15 protein-coding genes are annotated in these 19,178 nt (G+C 42.0%); 11 read left to right on the top strand and 4 right to left on the bottom strand.

Annotated features, from left to right (window positions below; translation table 11 throughout):
• The 4 genes from HMPREF0083_RS03980 to HMPREF0083_RS27825 form a co-directional block, all read left to right on the top strand.
• Window positions 1-857 (top strand): OmpH/Skp family outer membrane protein (locus tag HMPREF0083_RS03980; protein WP_021619766.1); only part of this gene is annotated, 857 nt, incomplete at its 5' end.
• On the top strand, window positions 854-1,276 hold the full coding sequence (locus HMPREF0083_RS03975; protein ID WP_081695999.1) for a M67 family metallopeptidase: 423 nt from the start codon (window positions 854-856) through the stop codon (window positions 1,274-1,276). The genes HMPREF0083_RS03980 and HMPREF0083_RS03975, both read left to right, overlap by 4 nt.
• Before the next feature lie 124 nt (window positions 1,277-1,400).
• Window positions 1,401-1,580, top strand: a complete 180-nt coding sequence (locus HMPREF0083_RS03970; protein ID WP_040301412.1) for a hypothetical protein — start codon at window positions 1,401-1,403, stop codon at window positions 1,578-1,580.
• Window positions 1,581-2,141: 561 nt separating this feature from the next.
• Window positions 2,142-2,750 carry a hypothetical protein gene (locus HMPREF0083_RS27825; RefSeq protein ID WP_148315853.1) on the top strand — a complete coding sequence of 203 codons (609 nt, stop codon included), beginning with the start codon at window positions 2,142-2,144 and terminating at the stop codon, window positions 2,748-2,750.
• 670 nt (window positions 2,751-3,420) lie between these two features.
• Here HMPREF0083_RS27825 and HMPREF0083_RS03955 read toward each other — a convergent pair.
• Window positions 3,421-3,759: a DUF1360 domain-containing protein gene (locus HMPREF0083_RS03955; RefSeq protein WP_021619760.1), complete on the bottom strand. Its 339-nt coding sequence runs from the start codon at window positions 3,757-3,759 to the stop codon at window positions 3,421-3,423.
• A gap of 276 nt (window positions 3,760-4,035) precedes the next feature.
• On the opposite strand from HMPREF0083_RS03955, the gene HMPREF0083_RS26145 reads away from it, so the two are divergent.
• From HMPREF0083_RS26145 to HMPREF0083_RS03935, 4 genes are all read left to right on the top strand, one after another.
• Window positions 4,036-5,649 (top strand): TPR domain-containing glycosyltransferase, encoded by a 1,614-nt coding sequence (locus HMPREF0083_RS26145; RefSeq protein WP_021619759.1) that lies wholly within the window; start codon window positions 4,036-4,038, stop codon window positions 5,647-5,649.
• Window positions 5,642-7,024 carry a glycosyltransferase gene (locus HMPREF0083_RS26140; protein WP_051354524.1) on the top strand — a complete coding sequence of 461 codons (1,383 nt, stop codon included), beginning with the start codon at window positions 5,642-5,644 and terminating at the stop codon, window positions 7,022-7,024. Before HMPREF0083_RS26145 ends, HMPREF0083_RS26140 begins: the two co-directional genes overlap by 8 nt.
• A 69-nt stretch (window positions 7,025-7,093) precedes the next feature.
• Window positions 7,094-10,492 (top strand): glycosyltransferase, encoded by a 3,399-nt coding sequence (locus tag HMPREF0083_RS26135; RefSeq protein ID WP_021619757.1) that lies wholly within the window; start codon window positions 7,094-7,096, stop codon window positions 10,490-10,492.
• Between the two features lie 48 nt (window positions 10,493-10,540).
• Window positions 10,541-11,911, top strand: coding sequence for a sugar phosphate nucleotidyltransferase (locus HMPREF0083_RS03935; RefSeq protein WP_040301408.1), 1,371 nt, complete (start codon window positions 10,541-10,543; stop codon window positions 11,909-11,911).
• Between the two features lie 96 nt (window positions 11,912-12,007).
• Here HMPREF0083_RS03935 and HMPREF0083_RS03930 read toward each other — a convergent pair whose 3' ends face one another.
• The gene (locus HMPREF0083_RS03930; protein ID WP_040301407.1) at window positions 12,008-12,295 is read right to left on the bottom strand and encodes a hypothetical protein; all 288 of its coding nucleotides are present in this window, start codon (window positions 12,293-12,295) and stop codon (window positions 12,008-12,010) included.
• A gap of 210 nt (window positions 12,296-12,505) precedes the next feature.
• On the opposite strand from HMPREF0083_RS03930, the gene HMPREF0083_RS03925 reads away from it, so the two are divergent.
• Entirely contained in the window at window positions 12,506-13,273 is a 768-nt protein-coding gene (locus tag HMPREF0083_RS03925; RefSeq protein ID WP_051354523.1) for an FkbM family methyltransferase, read from the top strand.
• A gap of 16 nt (window positions 13,274-13,289) precedes the next feature.
• Window positions 13,290-14,078 (top strand): methyltransferase domain-containing protein, encoded by a 789-nt coding sequence (locus HMPREF0083_RS03920; RefSeq protein ID WP_021619753.1) that lies wholly within the window; start codon window positions 13,290-13,292, stop codon window positions 14,076-14,078.
• A 144-nt stretch (window positions 14,079-14,222) separates the two neighbouring features.
• Here the strand turns inward: HMPREF0083_RS03920 and gmd are convergent, their stop codons facing one another.
• Both gmd and HMPREF0083_RS26130 read right to left on the bottom strand, forming a co-directional pair.
• Entirely contained in the window at window positions 14,223-15,191 is a 969-nt protein-coding gene (gene gmd, locus HMPREF0083_RS03915; RefSeq protein WP_021619752.1) for a GDP-mannose 4,6-dehydratase, read from the bottom strand.
• A 354-nt stretch (window positions 15,192-15,545) separates the two neighbouring features.
• Window positions 15,546-17,600: an ATP-dependent DNA helicase gene (locus HMPREF0083_RS26130; protein ID WP_021619750.1), complete on the bottom strand. Its 2,055-nt coding sequence runs from the start codon at window positions 17,598-17,600 to the stop codon at window positions 15,546-15,548.
• Window positions 17,601-17,799: 199 nt separating this feature from the next.
• Here HMPREF0083_RS26130 and nadE point away from each other — a divergent pair, with 199 nt between their 5' ends.
• Window positions 17,800-18,645, top strand: a complete 846-nt coding sequence (nadE, locus tag HMPREF0083_RS03905) for an ammonia-dependent NAD(+) synthetase (protein WP_245191311.1) — start codon at window positions 17,800-17,802, stop codon at window positions 18,643-18,645.
• Window positions 18,646-19,178 lie beyond the last annotated feature (533 nt).

The following is a 19,178-nucleotide window of genomic DNA, read 5'->3' as shown; positions in this document are numbered from 1 at the left end:
TGGAGAAAAAAGATAAGCAGTTGAGCGAGCTGCAGCGGCAATTGCAGGAAAAAGCAGAGCAGTATGAGGCGGAAAAAAAGAAATGGCAAGAGGATATTATTAAGTTAGAAGAAGAAACGAAGGCAAAACAGCGCCAGCATCAAGAGCAGGTTCAATCCATTGAAGAACAATTGGCTGAAGCACAGACGAATATGAATGAAAAGACACAAACGATTGAGCTATTAGAAAAGCAGGTTACAGAGCTGACGGCGATTCCGGCACCAAGCACACCGAGAGTGAACGTTACGGGTAAACCATGGTTTATGAGGATATTGGAGGAGCAAAATTCGATCGGTAAGACAAGACCGCCAGCGGCCATGCCGTTTGCCGATGTAAGGAGTCAACAAGCAAATGTTGGAGATTTCAGAAGGCTACAATCCATGGCGGGAGATAGTCAGCCACGCCTTGCCCAGGGGAATGCAGGAAACTTCAAAGCATTGCAATCCATGGCAGGAGAAGGCCAGCCACGCCCTGCCCAGGGGAATGCAGGAAACTTCAAAGCATTGCAATCCATGGCAGGAGAAGGTCAGCCACGCCCTGCCCAGGGGAATGCAGGAAATTTCAAAGCGTTGCAATCTATGGCAATGGATGGCCAGCCGCGACACGTTCAAGGAAATCGGGCAAACTATACTGCACCGAATGATTTTCACTCTTCTGAAGGGGCAGGGTGGTCCGCTCAAGAAATACCGAACCAACATGAATCGGGCAGAGTATTCAGTGCAGGGGATAATATACTGATGGACCAATTGCCTTTGGAATATACAAATACTAGCCACGCTGTAAAAAAAAACGTGAATCCGATACAGAGAGAGAAATAGAAAGTTCCGCCTTTTTCTATATTCATGAAGCAGTATATAAAGAAATGATCGCTTATTGTAGGCAGGATCTTCCGAATGAAGCGTGCGGGTTGATGTCTGGCCCGACAGGAATCGAAACAGGGCATACGCTGTGGAAACTTCCGAATGAAGCAAAGCAAAGAAATCGTTTTCTGTTATCGGAAGATACTATATCAGAGGTTCTGGAGGAGATGAAGAAGAGAGGGGAGCAACTAACAGGCATTTTCCATTCTCACCCTACAAAAGTGGCATACCCTTCGGCAACGGATATTGCCTGCAATCCATATCCAGGTGTTGCCTATATTATTATATCATTCACAGATTCTCCTCCTGTTGTACGATGTTTCACAATGAAAGATAACAAGCTGCAACAGTTGGATATTGTGCTTTTTCGGGATTAGTGGGAAGAGGGTGAGGAGGTTTTCTGTTTCCTTAAAGAGAAAGCCTCTTTTTTTTTATACTATACCAGTTCCGTATTGAAAGCATATTGTGTTACTAGGACTAGCAGAAAGGAGGGGGTGCTGAATGAATACCCGTAGATATTGGGTCAATCCGGGAAATTATCCTGGTAAAAATAACGGGCACAATACGACCATCAGACCCGGAAATAATACATTCGGCCTGTACGGTTCCTCGCCATATGTACCAACTGCGAAAAAAGGCGGATGTGCTTGTGGCGGGCCGAAAATAGTAAAAGGAAAATAAACCCTCAAACACATCTGTTGATTATCCATAAAGTAGAAGGAATAAGATGTACGCGTCGGCGTAATCCTCCATCTTTTTCTCACGAGAAAGGGACACGGTCGCTTTACAGTGGCAAGGTCGGATCGACAAAACATTGAGGTTTCTCCGTGTAGGGGACCGTTGCTTCAGCTAGGCGAAAGAGGACAGCAACGGTCTTTCTCCACGCTTTAGTACGGATAAGCAAACGACAATATCCGCCAGTTCTTTTTATTTCTTGGACAAGTCCTCATACGGTGAAAAAAATGGGCGAATGCTCCGTGACAGGAGCGGAAGCGCTTATTTGCTAGAATCATAGAATATAGTAAACTATCTTTTCAAAGATGCGGGTGGGGACCAGTATCTAAAGATGAGATAGCATGAATAGAGCTCCCCGGTATCATACTGTGGAGCTTTACTTTTGATAGATTATTTCAGTTTGCAAGAATTAATATATAAAAATGTGCTGATTTACTGGGCGAGAGTGCAGGCAATACTATGCAGATTTTAATACATTATAGTAAACCAAAAAAGGAGATGATTATATTGGCGTGCAGTTCTTGCTTTAACTCATGCTGTCCAGGCTGCGGAGGAAATCGGGTTATCACTTGCCCTACCTCGTTTTGTCCGCCCACACCGCCTGTAAGCCCCGATTGCGATTTACTCTGTGAATTACAAGTCAGCGAAAGTGTACCGGTTGTAGCTCCTACCACTGCTATGTTGCCAATTACTTCGGTGACAGTCACTACTGACCAAGTAGGTGATCGTGTACTCTTGGAAGGAACTGTAGAGTGGGCCCCATCAGGTATTCTTACTTTGCCTATCTCGATTCTTCCATTAAGCATTAGTCTGGGGGTACCAGGAACATTCAGAATCTGGCGGGATGCTATTGGAGTAGGTGGCACGAACATTTTTGAAACTACAGATACAAGCTCACTGCTGAGCCTTAGTCTTTCAGCTCTGATTCTGCCTCTTACAGCTACTCTTACTTTCAATCCGACCACAACACACTTCCACTTTGTCGATCAGACTGTGCCACCGGGACCGCATACGTACTTCCTAACTGTCGATGTACCAGCAGGTCTTACTACTGGTATTACAACATCAGCGTTTGTCTTTACAGCCGAAGAGATTAATCCTAATCCGCCTGTGTAGAGAATAAAAAGCAATATAAATATAACAAAGCTCTCTGTCAGTAGCTGCTGGCGGGGAGTTTTTTCTTTAAAGGTAAGTAACAAAGATTCCCCTGCCCTGTATTTGTAGGGAGGGGTGGCAGGGTGGTTCCTTATATATGCCTATTTTTCACTTTTTTCGGGGACTCCATATAAAATGTTTAAATTCATCTTCCAGCCCTTTTTTTACAATAAAACTTTTCATAAGGAAATATATATCGACGGTTTCCTGCATACGTTCTTGCTTTTGCTTTAGTAGTTCACGCGATTTTGTGTATAATCCATACAGCCTGTTGTATTTTTCCCGGTATTCAATTAGCAATTTATGCGATTTTATACATGAATCAAACAGTTCATTGCACTGTTCATGATAATCAATCATGAGCTGAATTAATCTTTCATTTGGATACCCTTTGTATTTTCTCCGTATCGTACTCCGTTCTTTTAACACATCAAAAGGAATCACCTTCCGTTCTTTGTCCACTTTTATCACCCCGCTTTTTATTATTGTATTAATGGGGTGTTTGCCTTGTCTCCACGTTCGTGTAGGGAGGCATACTTTTTCCATTTCAAAGAGAAAGCAGGAGGTGAGCAAGCTAGAATGCTTTCACGGAAAAGGGCCGGGAATTTTCTGCCCAGCATTCATAACTATGCTATATTTTTGTTTCAATAACAGCGGCCGCTCCCGCCACGGCGAGAATCACCAGGAAAATAAATGAAGCTGGAAAAAACCAGTACAGCACTACTACAAGTGCAGAAGACCAAATGCCAACACACCAGTAGCAACTCAAAAGCTTACCAATCCAACGACGTAGGCCCGTTCCCTTAATCTCAATTTGCTGGCTCATCTGCCCGTCCGCGTCTTCTTGATATATTGTTGTTAAAAAAGGGGCACGGATAAATGATGCAAGTTCATCAAATACAATGAAGTGCGTAAGACGGAACGAAGCGAGCACGAGGATGACCAGATGAATCCAGGAAATCTCAAACAAGCAGTCTCCTCCTTTTTAAAAATAATTTACTTTTTGGTTGATGCTGTATTTTATGATATTCGCTTATAGAAAATGAGAAAGACAATAAGAAAAAAGGTTGGCGTATCTTTTTAGGGCCTCTGATCTTCTGCAAGAGCGTGTTCCTTCATCAAGTCAAATATTATGTAGGAACACATCAAATCATCAGGAAATACGATAGAAAAGAAGGGCTATATAAATAGTCAGCAGGCATATGTTGATATGCTAAGCCAAATAGATACGGAATGGGGGATATGAATGAGTGCAAAAAAAGCAAAAAAAAAGAAAATAAGTCTGTGTATGATTGTTAAGGATGAAGAACGATATTTACCCGCCTGCTTAGAGAGTGTTCGGACATTCGTTCATGAAATCATTATCGTGGATACGGGCTCTAAGGATCGAACCGTTGAAATTGCTAAAAAATATGGTGCAAAAGTATTTTATACACCATGGGAGGATGACTTCGCCAAGGCACGTAATGTATCACTGGAAAAAGCTACAGGAGATTGGATTCTTCACCTGGATGCGGATGAACAGTTTGAACAGGAAGACAAAGCAAAAATTTTGTCATTAGTTCGATCAGGAACAGCGGAAGGCTACCTTTTTCAAGTTATTAATTATAATTTTGAATCTACTGGAGATGTATGTGTGTTTCCCAGCTTGCGGCTGTGGAAGAACAAGCCCGAATATCGCTTTGTCGGCGCGCTTCATGAACAAATTTCCCTGTCTATTATCGAACATACTACAGCCGATAGTTTGTCAGTTACGCCAATTCGCATTCATCATTATGGGTATGCAGAAGCAGTCATGAAAGAAAAACGCAAAACGGAACGAAATATAAAAATTGCTGAATTGGAAGTGAAAAAGCATCCCGAAAATGGGTTCTATCATTATAATCTCGGTACAGAGTATTTAAGGTTGCATCGATATCAGGAGGCGATTCAGCAGTTTCAGCTTGCATGGGAGCATTCGCGGGGAGTTCAGGAGGTCTGGGTAGCCAGCCTATTTAAGAACTATACCAGTACACTTCTTATGATACGGAAATTTCCCGAGGCGCTCCATCTTCTTAACAAGGGCATCCAACTTTTCCCCGATTTTGCAGACTTGTTTTATCTTAAGGCGGTCTGCCATTTTGAATTAGGGCAGTACCATCAGGCAGCAGAATTATTCCAACAATGTTTGATGGTGGGGGCGTCTCCAACACCTCAGTATCCCAGCAATAGAGCATTAAGCAACGAGAAAGCTCATTATGCCTTAGCTCTCGCTTATGAAAAATTAAATCAAGTTGATAAGGCGATCCACCATTTTCAACAAGCATACTTATGTAACCGAAACTTGAAAGAGTCTCTTTATCAGCTGTTTCCTTTGCTTTGCAGGAAGGATTCGATGGAACAGGCAAGAACAAGATTGCATGATATTGTCCAGCCTGCTCAAGTCGAGGAATATACGTTACTGGCTCAGATCTTTATGACATGGCACCAATATTCCGCAGCTAGACATTGCTTATTGGAAGCGGAGCGAATAGAGCCGAATAATCAGCAGATTTTTTATCTTGCAGGAATTTGTTCGCTACGGGAAGGGAATTATGCCCAGGCTGTTTACTGGTTTAAGCGCCTTGATAAAATGTCCCCCAACTATGATGTGGCCCAGCTTTTTCTTTATTATTGTTATGCAGCCGTAGGGCAGCAGGAGGCTGCTTTGCACTTACTGAGTAGCATTGAGAAGAATGAACCGTTTTTGCGTGCGCTTGCGAAAGTATATTTAGAAGAAGCTGCCCTTTTGCTCCAGGAAGGGCTGTTTTATCATCCGGGTTCTAGCATCATTAATCCCAAACAAATACATCAAATTCGGGAGGTCATGTCCCTTGCGTAAGCCCCCCTGCCTGACCCTATGCATGCTTGTCAGAGATGATGAGAGTTGGATTGTACGTTGTTTTAATAGCGTAAAAGATATAGTGGATGAAATAATCATTGTAGATATAGGTTCGTCTGATCGTACGATAGAAATTTGCCAATCATTCGAAGCCCAAGTATTTCGTTTCCCCTGGAATGGAAACTTCTCAGATGCCTGTAACCTGGGTTTGGAACATGCTACAGGGGATTGGATACTCTGGCTGCATGCTGATGAAGAACTTGATGAAAATGATCGGAATAAGTTGCGTACACACCTGGACAAAAAAGAATACAATGCTTTCTCCTTGCCTTTATTTACTTACTATGGCAAAGTCCCTGTAACAGAGAATGCTATTCATACATCCCATATTAGGTTATTTCGAAATCGTATGGGCTATCACTTCACCCATCCAATATATGAAAAATTAAATATTCAAGGGGTGGAAAATGATCAGAGAATTCATTCGCTTGATGTAAAAATTCATCAGTACCGATATTTGAATGATGTAATGAAAAAGAGAAAACAGGAAGATACAGGTATCGAACGTACATTCCACCCGCTTGTTCAATCATTTATCACAAAGCGAAACTATATTATGTCGCTGGATTTGCTTGAAAAATTAGAACCGATTGGCTTATCGAATGATTGGTTGAATAGCATGAAAGGACTGTCTTTCATAGGGATTGGACTATCTTCGAAAGCCCAGGTACTACTCTCCAACGTGTCAGGCTCAAGCCTGTATTATCTTCCATCGTTAGAAGCGTTGTGCATACTCGCATGGGTTGAAGGGAAGTTTGATGAAGCGGATATGTATGTAAAACAAATAGAAACGATTACAGACCATGATGAAAGAGCGTCTGCTTTTCGTCTGCTTCATCAATTATTCACGAAAAATCACGTAGATGATACGAAAAAAATGGACACAGAAGTTGTGTATGACGTATTTGGTAAATTGCTTGAGCTTAGGGGAAAAAAACAGCTTGAACAGCTTTCCGTATTTGTGCACGGGACAGGAAACGCAGCCCTGGAGAGAAAAATGATCGAATTGGCAGGCGAATTCGGTTATGCTCCTATGAATATAGTTTCTTCGGAAAACTTGCAGGAGAGTACGCTGTCATATGTTGAATACGCGCTTTCGCAACAAAATATTTCAAAGGCGAGAAATCTTTATAAACAAATTCTGTATTACTCTCCCTTTCAAGATGATATCCGTGGCAAGCTAACAGCGGCTCTTTTCCTTGAATTAAGCCAGTTGTTATCAACGCAGGTGACTCTTCACCCTAATTTAACTAATCTGTCTCAGGCGGTTACTCGGCTCCAATCTGCATTCGAAATCCCATTTCATCCATCGTAAAAAATAGGCAATCACACATTGAGACTTCGGAACATACCATGAGTAAACAAGGTACTGGAGGTGTGTACGTTGGGTCCGGATAAAATTAAGATCAATTGGGCGGGATCACAATGTGTTAATCATAGCCTTGCTTTGGTGAACCGGGAAATATGTAAGAGGCTTATAGCTGAAGATAAATTTGATATCAAGATTATTCCTTATGAAGAAGATCCTCATTTTGTTATAGATAAAGAAATAAAGTCCATTAAGGAAAAATACGCTGTACCGGATAGCCAGGCAGATATAACAGTAAGGCATCAATGGCCACCCGATTTCAACAGGCCGAATAGCAATCAATGGATTTTGATGCAGCCGTGGGAATTTGGTTCGATTCCTCGGAAATGGTATATTCCTATGAAATATTGGATAGATGAAGTCTGGGTTTATAGTGCCTACAATAAAGAATGTTATGTACAATCCGGAATACCAGAAAACAAAATTAAAGTCATTCCGCTTGGTGTTGACGAAAATACATTTCATTATAATGTAGAGCCAATTGTTTTAAATACGAATAAGTCCTTCAAATTTTTATTTGTGGGGGGAACGCTTTTACGCAAAGGAATCGACATGTTGCTGCAGGCATATGTAGATGAATTTACGCAGAAAGACGATGTTTGTTTAGTCATTAAGGATGTTGGCACAAGCTCATTCTATCAAGGAAGGAATCTTGGCGAAATAATCCGGCGATTACAGGCGGATGAAAAAAATCCTGAGATTTTGTATATAAATCAAGAGCTATCCTCTAAAGAGATGGCAGGTTTGTATAAAGCATGTAATTGTCTGGCCTCTCCCTACCGAGGAGAGGGGTTTGGGCTACCTATTATTGAAGCAATGGCATGTGGTACGCCTGCAATTGTTCCTTGTTTAGGACCAAGTAAAGATTTTTGCCATGAAGATACCGCTTTTTTGATTCCGAGCAAGCAAGAAAAATGGATGGACAAAAAAATCGATGGTATGGAAACTGTCGATTTTCCATGGTGGCTGAAAATTGACAAAAACGAACTGCAAAGAAAAATGAGATTTACCTATGAGAATCAGGAAGCAGTAAAGCAAAAAGGGCAAAAAGCAAGTCAGGAAATTGTTTCTACGTTCACATGGTCTCGCAGTGTCCAATTGGTTTCTGAGCGCTTGCAAGAATTGGGCGCCGCGAAGCAGCCAACAAGGCTAAGCGTTCAAGAAATCATTACTGAAGAAGTCAAAAAAGGAATAGAGCTATATCAAAAAAATGAATTAGATCAAGCACTGGATACTTTTTTGCGTGTTCTTGACACATATCCAGCTTCCATTGATGCGCGATCATATGTTGCCGGTATTTTTTTTCAAAGAAAGGAAATGGAGCGGGCGCTTGAACAGTTTTCCATTATGTCCAACATGATGGAAAAACAACTTGAAGCTTTTCAGGCATCGATATGGAATTACATTGGTATTTGTCATGCGAGTCTGGAAGAATACGAAAAAGCAATTCATGCATTTCGCAAAGGGCTGAAAGGCAATCCCGTAAATCGGCTTATGGTTATCAATTGTTATCAGGATATGATACGACAGTTGGATAAAAAGGAATTATTAATTGAATCATATTATAATTTAGGGATGCAATATTTCGAAATGGGCAATGATTTTCGAGCAAAAGAAATGTATGAAAAAGCTTTGGAAATGGATGCAAATCGGCAGGACGTCCAACAAAGCCTGCGAAAAGTGCGGGAGAAGATATTGCGTGCAAAAGAAACATATACAAGTCGCCGATCAGTAACAAAAGTAAAGAATATCGAGGAATTGTATCATCGTGTTGCTTATACATTTGAGGGTGAAGAAGGAGGTACACATCAGCCCCAAGAATATTGGCTGTCTTATTTTCTCCCAGGAGACAGGGTTTTGGATATTGGATGCGGCAATAAGCGTCTGATGGAGATGCTGAATCATATCGGCGTTGAAACGGATGGGCATGGCAGTGTAAATGGCCTAAGCATGAAGGGGCAAAAGGTGGAAGACTTTCCGGTTGGGAAAGAGGCTATGTATGATGGCATTTTCTTAGGGGGTGTTGTTGAGTACCTTGCTCCCGATGACTTGTTAAACTTGCTAGTCCAGTGTATTACATCCTTAAAGAATAATGGGAAGCTTATTATTGTAGCGCCAAATATTATTCACCCTTCTGTATTTAAGAACTTTTGGCTGGGCTTGACGCATGGTCGTCCCTATCCGAAGCAATTGATGGAATCGATTTTAGAAACTTTAGGGCTAATGATAAAGGAGTCTACTTACCAAAACGATAATGCTTATGATTATTATGTTGTTGCACAAAAAAACGCCTATGAAATAGTGTGGCAGTCTCCTATTTATAATGCTTCGGGATATGCTGAGGAACAGAAGTCTTTTTTGGATGCCTTAAAGCCGTTCCCTTTAAAAGTAAAAATTGAGCCTACAGAGCCTCAGCCCAAGCCTGAATTGACCAAAAGCGAAATGAAAAATTACTTAGAAAGCCTGCAACATAATAAATTGGAACAGCCGCTTATTCACTATCAGGCAGCTCCAGCTTATTTATTCACTTATCCCCATGCTCCAATCTCCATCGGTCGTACGATGTTCGAAACAGACTCCCTCCCTCCTGGCTGGGTTGAAAAAATGAATGAATTAACTGAAATATGGGTGCCATCTGAATTTAACAGGGAAACATTTGCAACGGCGGGAGTGGAGAAGGAACGAATTTTTATTCTGCCTGGAACCCTTGATGCTAAACTATATAATCCGGATCAAATTCAACCTTATCCTCTTGCAAATACGTATTCATTCAAATTTTTATCGGTATTTGACTGGAACAAGCGCAAAGGCTGGGATGTACTGGTTAGAGCCTATTTCAAAGAGTTTTCTGCCAAAGAGGATGTGTGTTTAATCCTAAAAATAAGTAAGATGCTGGAGTCCAATGCAAATATTGGGCGAGATATTTTAGAGCAGGCTCGATTAATGGGATTACGTAGCATTCCTCCCATCCAAATCGTGGAATCTTATTTTACGGAAGAAGACATGATTCGATTATACGCGGCTGTAGATGCGTTTGTATTGCCTTCACGCGGGGAAGGATGGGGACGCCCTTATATGGAAGCCATGGCGATGGCTTTGCCGACCATTGGAACGCGTTGGGGAGGACAGACCGCTTTTATGAATGATACAAACAGTTATTTAATTGATGTAGAAGGTATAGTTCCTATCGAGCGTAGCATTCCGTATTTTGGGCGGCTTGATGGACATAGGTGGGCTGAGCCAAGCGAAGAGCACTTAAGGCTTTTGATGCGCAGTGTATATGAAAATGCCGAACAAGCGAAGCAGATTGGGAAAAAGGCTAGAGAAGAAGTCTTCAACAAATTCTCAAAGCAAAAAGTAGCCGAACGAATGTACCGGAGAATTGATGAGCTTGTTCAGCGTTTTTACGGTTAAGCAAATGGAAAATGCACGGGCAAAATATGAGTTAAAGGTTGATAAAAAGTGAAACTTATTTTACTTTCCGGTGGATCGGGAAAAAGGCTATGGCCGTTATCCAATGCTTCTCGTGCAAAGCAATTTTTGAGAATGATAAAAAATGAAGATACTAAATTGGAATCCATGATTCAAAGAGTCTGGCGACAATTACATTCCGCTCAATTAGCAAACAACACCCATATTGTAACAAACAAAGCGCAGGTCGATATGATTCAAAATCAAATAGGAACTGGGATTCCGCTTATTGTTGAGCCGGAGCGACGGGATACATTCCCGGCGATTGCTTTAGCTGCGAGCTATCTTTATACCTTCGCTGAGGCAAGCTTGGATGAAATCGTATGCGTGTTACCTGTTGATGCTTATGTAGAGAATTGTTTTTTTGAGAGAATGAAGAAGATAGAGGAAACCATACTTGAATCAGGAGCTACTCTTGCGTTAATAGGGGCTTATCCGTCCTATCCTTCGGAAAAATACGGCTATATTGTTCCACGCCATCCTACATTAAATGAACATAGGATGCCTTATATGACTGTGCAGAAGTTTATTGAAAAGCCCCATAAGGAAGAGGCACAAAAATTAATTGAGCAAAAAGCATTGTGGAATTGTGGAGTATTCGCCTTTACACTCGATTATTTACTTGGTTTGTTGTCTGACAGCGGACTTCCGCTGCAATATGAGGAGTTGGTAAAACGATATGCTGAACTTCCCGCAACCAGCTTTGATTATGAGGTTGTAGAGAAAGCCGGGCATATTGTAGTTATCCCTTATGAAGGTGAGTGGCGGGACCTTGGTACATGGAATACACTGACGGAAAAGATGGATACACATGTAATCGGCAAGGGCGTTGTCAGCATTGATTCAAGTAATACACATCTAATTAATGAATTGGAAATTCCGGTTGCTATTTTAGGGTTATCGAATATTGTTGTTGTTTCAAGTCCGGACGGAATTTTAGTATCGGATAAATCAGCCAGTCCGCGCATAAAAGAGATTATGCAAAATATGAGGCAACGGCCTATGTATGAAGAGCGACGCTGGGGCTGGTATCGTGTTCTGGATTACCAAAAATCAGAAGATGGGAAGGAGGTATTAACTAAAAGACTTAACATTCTGGCTGGTAAGAATCTTAGTTATCAAATGCATTTAAAACGTACAGAAGTGTGGACCATTATTTCAGGGGAAGGCGAATTTATACTTAACGGAAAATGGTCACGGATTAAACAGGGAGATGTGCTTCAAATCCCTATCGGAGCCAGACATGCAGCCAAAGCAACCTCTGATCTCGAATTGATTGAAGTACAGATAGGCAATGAGCTTATTGAAGAAGATATTGTTCGTTTTTGTATGACATGGGAGGAAATAGAAAAAGGCGTATGAGCATTTGCTTCATGCGCCTTTTTATTAACGAGATTTTTACAAAAGGATGGCAAAAGAAAAAAGAAGGATAGACGACGCTTATATAAGATTGCCGCCTTATTCTTCTTCCTCTTTTTTATTCGTATCGTCTTTTTTGTTCTCCTGGAGCTTTTTATATTCTTCCATTAGCTGCTGCAGAATTTCATCTGAAACCTCAACAAAATAGTCTAGTTCACGCATTGTAATTAGGCACTGACTTTTACCATCGATGGTTGTGAAACGAAACATAATTTTGCCGCCCGGTAGAATATCGGCTACTTCCCAGATGAATTTCGTTCCTATTTTATACCGTTTTCCTCGTCCGTAAATCGGGTGGAAGGGACGGAAATTTTCAACTATCCACATGGTGCCTCTCCTCTTCTTTTTTCCGAATCTCCTACTTCCAACCATATGCATACTGCATCGATTCTTCTATTAGTATTTCAGTATATGCACAAAAGGTGTCAGAAGAAACGAATCATGTGACATGATTTTTATTATACATATGAATTCACCTCACCGTTCTTTTTCTGCTACATAAAATAAAGGATGAATTGGAAAGAGGGAGTGAAATGTGTGGACTCGTTTGAACACGTAGATGATAATATGGTATTAAAAAGGTTAATAACCGTTGGACCTAGTATTTACTTGGATAAAAGGGATGTCCTGCAAAATCTCATTATTCAATACGGGTTCTGGGAAAAGTGGGTAACAGATATTTTTTTGGAATTGTTAAAACCTGGAATGGTTGTTTTAGACATAGGTGCCAATTGTGGTTACTATTCTCTTTTAGCTGCTATGTATGTTGGTTCGCATGGAAAGGTTCATGCGTTCGAACCAAGTCCACTGCATTACGATAATTTCATAAAGAGTATAGAAAAGAACGGTTTTAACAACATTCAGTTACACCAAGTAGCATTAACGAACATAAATGGTGAAACGACATTATATATTCCCGGAACAGGAGGAGCCAGTATTTACAATCCTGGAACTCCAGGAACGATAGAAGTTAAAGTGAAGACAGTTGTACTATCAGAATACCTTCCAGAACAAAAGATAGATATTATTAAAATAGATATAGACGGAGCGGAACCGCTGATTATGAATGATTTGTTTAAGCTTATAGATAGGAATGAGAAAATCAAAATCATTATGGAATATTGTCCATTCTTATGGGTAGCAAACGGATACCAGCCTCTACCCATTTTGCAAAAGTTTATGAAGCGCGGTTTCAGCTTTCATATCATCGAGCATGACGGTACGCTTGTTCCAGCTACTGTCGAGCAACTGGCGGCATATTCAGAACCGCTCCATCTTGATTTGAAAATCGAAAGAAGCATGTAATAAGGGGTGAGGTCTTATGTTAATATCTCAGCTGTGCAAAGAGCAGGATTTCCAGGCAAAGTGGTTTGCGAACGCCTGCACACAACTGCAGCATCCTCATATGTACCACCGGAAATTGTGGGAATTTTGTTATATTTATCAAGGGCTTCTTGAACGAGGGATGCTTGTTCACGGTAAAAAGGGGTTAGGGTTTGGCGTAGGCAAGGAACGGCTTGTATCCGGCTTTGCGGCACAAGGTTGTGAAATTGTGGCAACAGATTTAGATTTTGATCAAGCCAAAGCGCAAGGGTGGGTAGATTCGAATCAGCATAGCGATAGTCTTGAAGGATTAAATCAATACGGATTGTGTGATACAGAACAATTTTTTAAATTAGTCACTTTTGAGAATGCTGATATGAACCATATTAGCGATAAATATGAGAATGGCTTCGATTTTACATGGTCATCATGCGCATTTGAGCACTGCGGTTCCATTGAGTTAGGAAAGCAATTTATTGTAAATCAGATGAAATGTTTACGTCCCGGTGGTGTAGCAATCCATACGACAGAATTCAATCTATCCTCTAATGAGGATACACTCAGTCATGGTGTAACCGTGCTTTTTAGAAAACAGGATATTGAATGGATGGTGGAAGCATTAAGGTCTGAAGGCTACTCCATTGATATCGATTATTCTATCGGGGATGGACATATAGAGTCGTTTGTAGATGTTCCCCCTTATACAAGTCAGCATCACCTTAGATTACAATTAGGCCAGTTCGTGTCTACTTCAATCGGTCTAATTATACAAAAGCCGGTAGTATAAAAGTCAAGGCCAGAGGTGTTAATTGTCAGAGAAGAAAGAACAACCATAACGAGACACGAAAAGAGCAATTCGTCTCCCTGTTTGTGTGGGAGACGAATTGCTGCTTGTCTGGAACATCGTATGGCGGCTATCCACTTTGCTGCTTTACTCCTCCCTTATTCGTTTCAAATCCGCTTCTACCATTAATTGAATAAGCTCTTCAAAACTTGTTTTTGCCTCCCATTTAAGCTGTTTTCTTGCTTTATCTGGATTGCCAAGAAGAATATCCACTTCTGCCGGGCGATAAAATTGAGGATCAATAACAAGATAGTCCTCATAGTTTAATCCTACATGACTAAATGCGATTTGACACATATCCCTGACGGTTGATGTTCTTCCTGTAGCTATTACGTAATCATCAGGATTCGGCTGTTGTAGCATAAGCCACATCGCTTCTACATAGTCACCCGCATATCCCCAATCCCGTTTTGCATCAATATTTCCCAGACGAAGCTCTTTTTGTTCACCAACTGCAATCCGGGCCACTGCATGGGTAACCTTTCGGGTAACGAATTCTAGGCCACGCAGCGGAGATTCGTGGTTGAATAATATACCACTGCAAGTAAACATGCTGTAACTTTCCCTGTAATTTTTTGTCATCCAATGACCGAATAGTTTTGCAACACCATAAGGGCTTCTCGGATAGAAAGGCGTTTCTTCCGATTGAACGGATTGCTGTACTAATCCGAACATCTCGCTTGAGGATGCTTGATAAAACTTGATTTGAGGATTGGTTGCCCGGATAGCTTCCAGAATATGCAACACGCCCATCCCCGTCACTTGTGAGGTAAGGATCGGCTGCTGCCAGGATGCTCCCACAAAACTTTGTGCAGCTAAGTTATACACTTCATCCGGTTTTATTTTTTTTACAACTCGAATAAGAGAAGAAAGATCTGTTAAGTCGCCATCGTTGAATTCGATTTCTGTATGTATGTTTAAATAAGATAATCTCCAGAAAGGATCAGTACTGCGATGTGCAAGTAACCCAACAACATGATAGCCTTTTTCCAGAAGCAATTTTGCTAAATAAGCTCCATCCTGGCCTGTAATTCCGGTAATTAACGCTGTTTTCATTCACGCCCACTCCTTTTGAGCTGTATGCATATACATCTGATTGGATAAATCGACATATGTTTGTGGTGGGAAGTAAGAAAAGAAGGGAGAGAGGTGGGCGGGAGCGGTCGGAAAAAGACACGCTGGCCTTTCTTCTGCCGGGACGCAGGGCGTATTCAACTTCTTCTTTTTTCCGAATTTCCTACTTCCAACCACGTTATCATGTCAAAATATCAAGTGATTTCTATATAGATACATATGAAAGAAAGCGGGGGGGTATGATTTTATTCTAGATTCCATAATAAAAAGGAAGACATCTGTCCTCCTTTATAAAGAACGGTCTTCCTTCGCATTGCTTTGTATGTGTAACATTTCTTACCCCGTAAAAAAGCGGTGCAATTCCTCCATGCTTTTGGCAAGCCGTGCGGGCGGCAGGCTGGAAAGCACCTGGGCACCGTATCGTTTTGTATGCAGGCGTGAATCAAGAATGACGACGACGCCCCTGTCCCGACGCGTACGGATAAGTCGACCGAAACCTTGTTTAAGTCGAAGGATGGAGAACGGCAACATATATTCCATGAAGCTGTCCCGGCCCCGCTTGCGAAGACGCTCGGTTCGCGCCTGGGTGAGCGGATCGCTTGGTACGGGAAATGGCAGCTTGGCAATGACGACGCATACGAGGTCATCTCCAGGTACATCTACGCCTTCCCAAAACGATTCACAGCCGAAGAGAACATGGTTAGCTCCGGTGCGGAATTGCTGCAATAACTGATCGCGTGACATGTCGGGGCCATGCAGCAAGCCATTTAACCTGTATTTCTCAAGCCATGGGAGCATTGCTTCATATATTCGATTCATCTGCCCATAGGAGGTGAACAAAAAGAAAGTTCGCCCCTGGGTAGAGGCGACGATTTCTTTCATAGAGGCGATTAGAAATGCTTCGTAATCTTGTTCAGTAGGGGCAGGCACGTCCTCTGGTACGAGCAGAACCGCCTGTTCGTCGTACTTAAACGGACTCGGTGTTTCCATTGTTTCGTATTCATCGATTCCCATCCGGTTCGCCACGAAAGAGAAGTCGCCCTGGGTTGTTAGTGTTGCGGACGTAAGAATAACTGTTTTCTGCTCAAATAATTCTTCACGAAGCAGTTCGCTGACGTCAATTGGAGCGGAATACAGGTGCAGCATGGAACCCCAGGCAAGCTCGTCCCGGACAAGCGGTGTGTGTTCATCCCGGGCAGGCTCTTCATATGATACCCAGGTTGCCCATTCGTCCGGTGATTGGTTTAGCAATACATGTGTTACCATATGCTCCATCTGTTCGATTTGTGCAATGTAACGGCTCAGTCCAATTACAGTTTCACCCTCGCCTTCCCGGGCTTCGATTTCTTTGCGTTTATCGATGAACGCCATTTTCCATTGGGTGAAGAACGGCTTGCATACATCGTGTGCAACGATGCTTTTTTTCAATAAATACTCATTTTGTGGCCGTTCGGTCAGTACACGTGCCAACGGAGCAAACAGTTCAACGAGCTGCGCTGTTAAACGTACACGTATGCTTTCCACCTGCTGGTGCAAATCAGGAGCGTCTAATTCGCGGGCCCAGTGTGCCCGCTTCTTGAGAAAACGATTGAACAGCGTATTTACTTCTTCAATGCTAACATGATAGGTGTATTGCTTCGTTACCTGATCCTCTACGCGGTGAGCTTCGTCCATAATAACCGCATCATATTCAGGCAGAATACTGCCTCCTTGACGCCTGAGAATCAAATCTGTAAAGAACAATGCATGGTTCACGACAATAATCTGGGCATTTTGCAGCTTTTTGCGCGCGTTCTGTATGAAGCATTCCTTATAAAACGGACTATTCTTGCCTAGGCAGTCGTCACCGTCACCTCGGATAGCCTGAAACAGTCCAGGCGGTATTGGGAGTGCTGCCTCATCCCTGTCGCCTTTTTTCATGGACGGCAATCTGTTCTTCAGACGATTGAGTATAGGCATATCCTGTGTTTCTTTTGACAAACTGTCTTTTAACAATTCGTCGAAGCGCCGTTTGCAAATATAATTGCCGCGCCCTTTTGCCAGCTCATAGCGAAACTCTTCAGCAAGTTCCGGATCAAGCTTCTGAATAACGTTACGAACCATAGGCAATTCTTTTTCGAGCAGTTGTTGCTGAAGCGTAATCGTATTCGTCGAAATGATAACCCGTTTCTCATTTTTTAATGCCCACCAAGCAGCAGGTAATGTATAACCGAAGGATTTGCCTGTTCCGGTTCCAGCTTCAATCAGTCCATGCTGCTCCTGTTTCAAGCAGCGTAGCACGAGATTAGCCATCTCGAACTGGGCACGGCGCGGCTGATACTGCGGAAGATATCCGGCAAGAATGCCATTTCGTTTAAATATTCGATGCAGTGTTTTTGAATATGTTGCCATATATTTAATCCTAACTTTATTTTTTTAAATCATAGCAAAGCAAGAACATTGATTCTAGCATAATAAAGAAAAATTACTCCTCTTTCATTATCAGCCGTTTCATTCCGGAAAACAATGCGTTTTTTGTATTCAATAAGCAGGGATTGGGGAAAAGAAACAGAAAGGAAATATAGAGACTTATTTTAATGGATAAGAAAGGATGCGAAATACACCTATGGCTCTTCAGCTGCAGAAGCAAATCATTGAAGCATTGCAAGTTAGCCCGAAAATTGTCCCGGCTGACGAAGAAAGAAAACGCATTGATTTTCTTAAAGAATATGTAACCCAATCGAATATGAATGGCTACGTGCTCGGTATTTCCGGAGGACAGGATTCAACGCTTGCCGGTCGTCTGGCACAGCGAGCCGTTGAGGAACTTCGTACCGAGACGAAGAAGGATTATACGTTTATTGCTGTCCGTCTGCCATATGGCGTACAAAAAGACGAGGCGGACGCACAGCTTGCGCTTGACTTTATTCAACCGGATCAAACCTTAACCGTTAACATTAAACCAGCGGTAGATGCGGCGGACGAATCGTTTACGAAGGCTACAGGCGAGAAAATGTCCTATTATCTAAAAGGAAACACGAAAGCAAGAGAAAGAATGAAAGTACAATACGATATTGGGGCATATTATAAACTCCTTGTTATCGGAACCGATCATGCAGCGGAAGCCATTACCGGTTTCTTTACTAAATACGGGGATGGTGCATGCGATGTAGTGCCCCTGTATGGCCTTAATAAACGCCAAGGACGTGAAATTCTTAAATATATGGGAGCGGACGAACGCCTGTATACGAAAGTCCCAACTGCAGATCTGGAGGACGATAAGCCCCTGCTCCCGGATGAGACAGCGCTTGGTGTTTCGTACGAGGACATCGATGATTATCTGGAAGGAAAAGAAGTGAGCCCAAAAGCGAGAGAAACGATTGAAAAGCATTATATGAACTCGCGTCACAAACGCTATGAACCCGTATCCATATTTGATACGTGGTGGAAGAAGTAATCATCTTGTTGAATACACAAGTCCTCTGGCCCTCGGCTGTGAGGGCTTGTATTTTTAAGGTGGCAGTGCAGGCAAAGAAAAAAATCAGCAATGAAGGCTGATGTACACTGGTATACTGTAAATACAGGAATATTACAAGCAATTGGAAAAGGCTACATTGATGGTAACCACATTGCAATTGACGCTACTCATGTAGAAGCTCGAGGCGTAATTAGATTACACTTTCGGTGAACTTCAAACTAGACTTGCCTAAAACAGGACACAAAATTTACCATATAAAAAAATCGAAGGTTCCCCTAGGCAGCCTGTAACTGATTTTTTATCAAATCCAGCTGCGTTCCTGCCTTTGCCTCATAGTAAACAAATTTACTAACGCACCGAGGTTTTTTCCACCGCCGGCAACAACTACTACTTTGTTTTTTAAAGTATCGAATTTGGCCATTTGATTACCTCCTCATTTGCTCGTCTTCATTATAAACGTTCGAGCGAACTTGAAGGCAAGGGAACAGTATTCTATTTGTAAGTAGAAAACC

The organism is Aneurinibacillus aneurinilyticus ATCC 12856 (assembly GCF_000466385.1).
In the GTDB taxonomy this organism is placed as follows: domain Bacteria; phylum Bacillota; class Bacilli; order Aneurinibacillales; family Aneurinibacillaceae; genus Aneurinibacillus; species Aneurinibacillus aneurinilyticus.
This window is presented reverse-complemented; position numbering and strand designations above follow the sequence as displayed.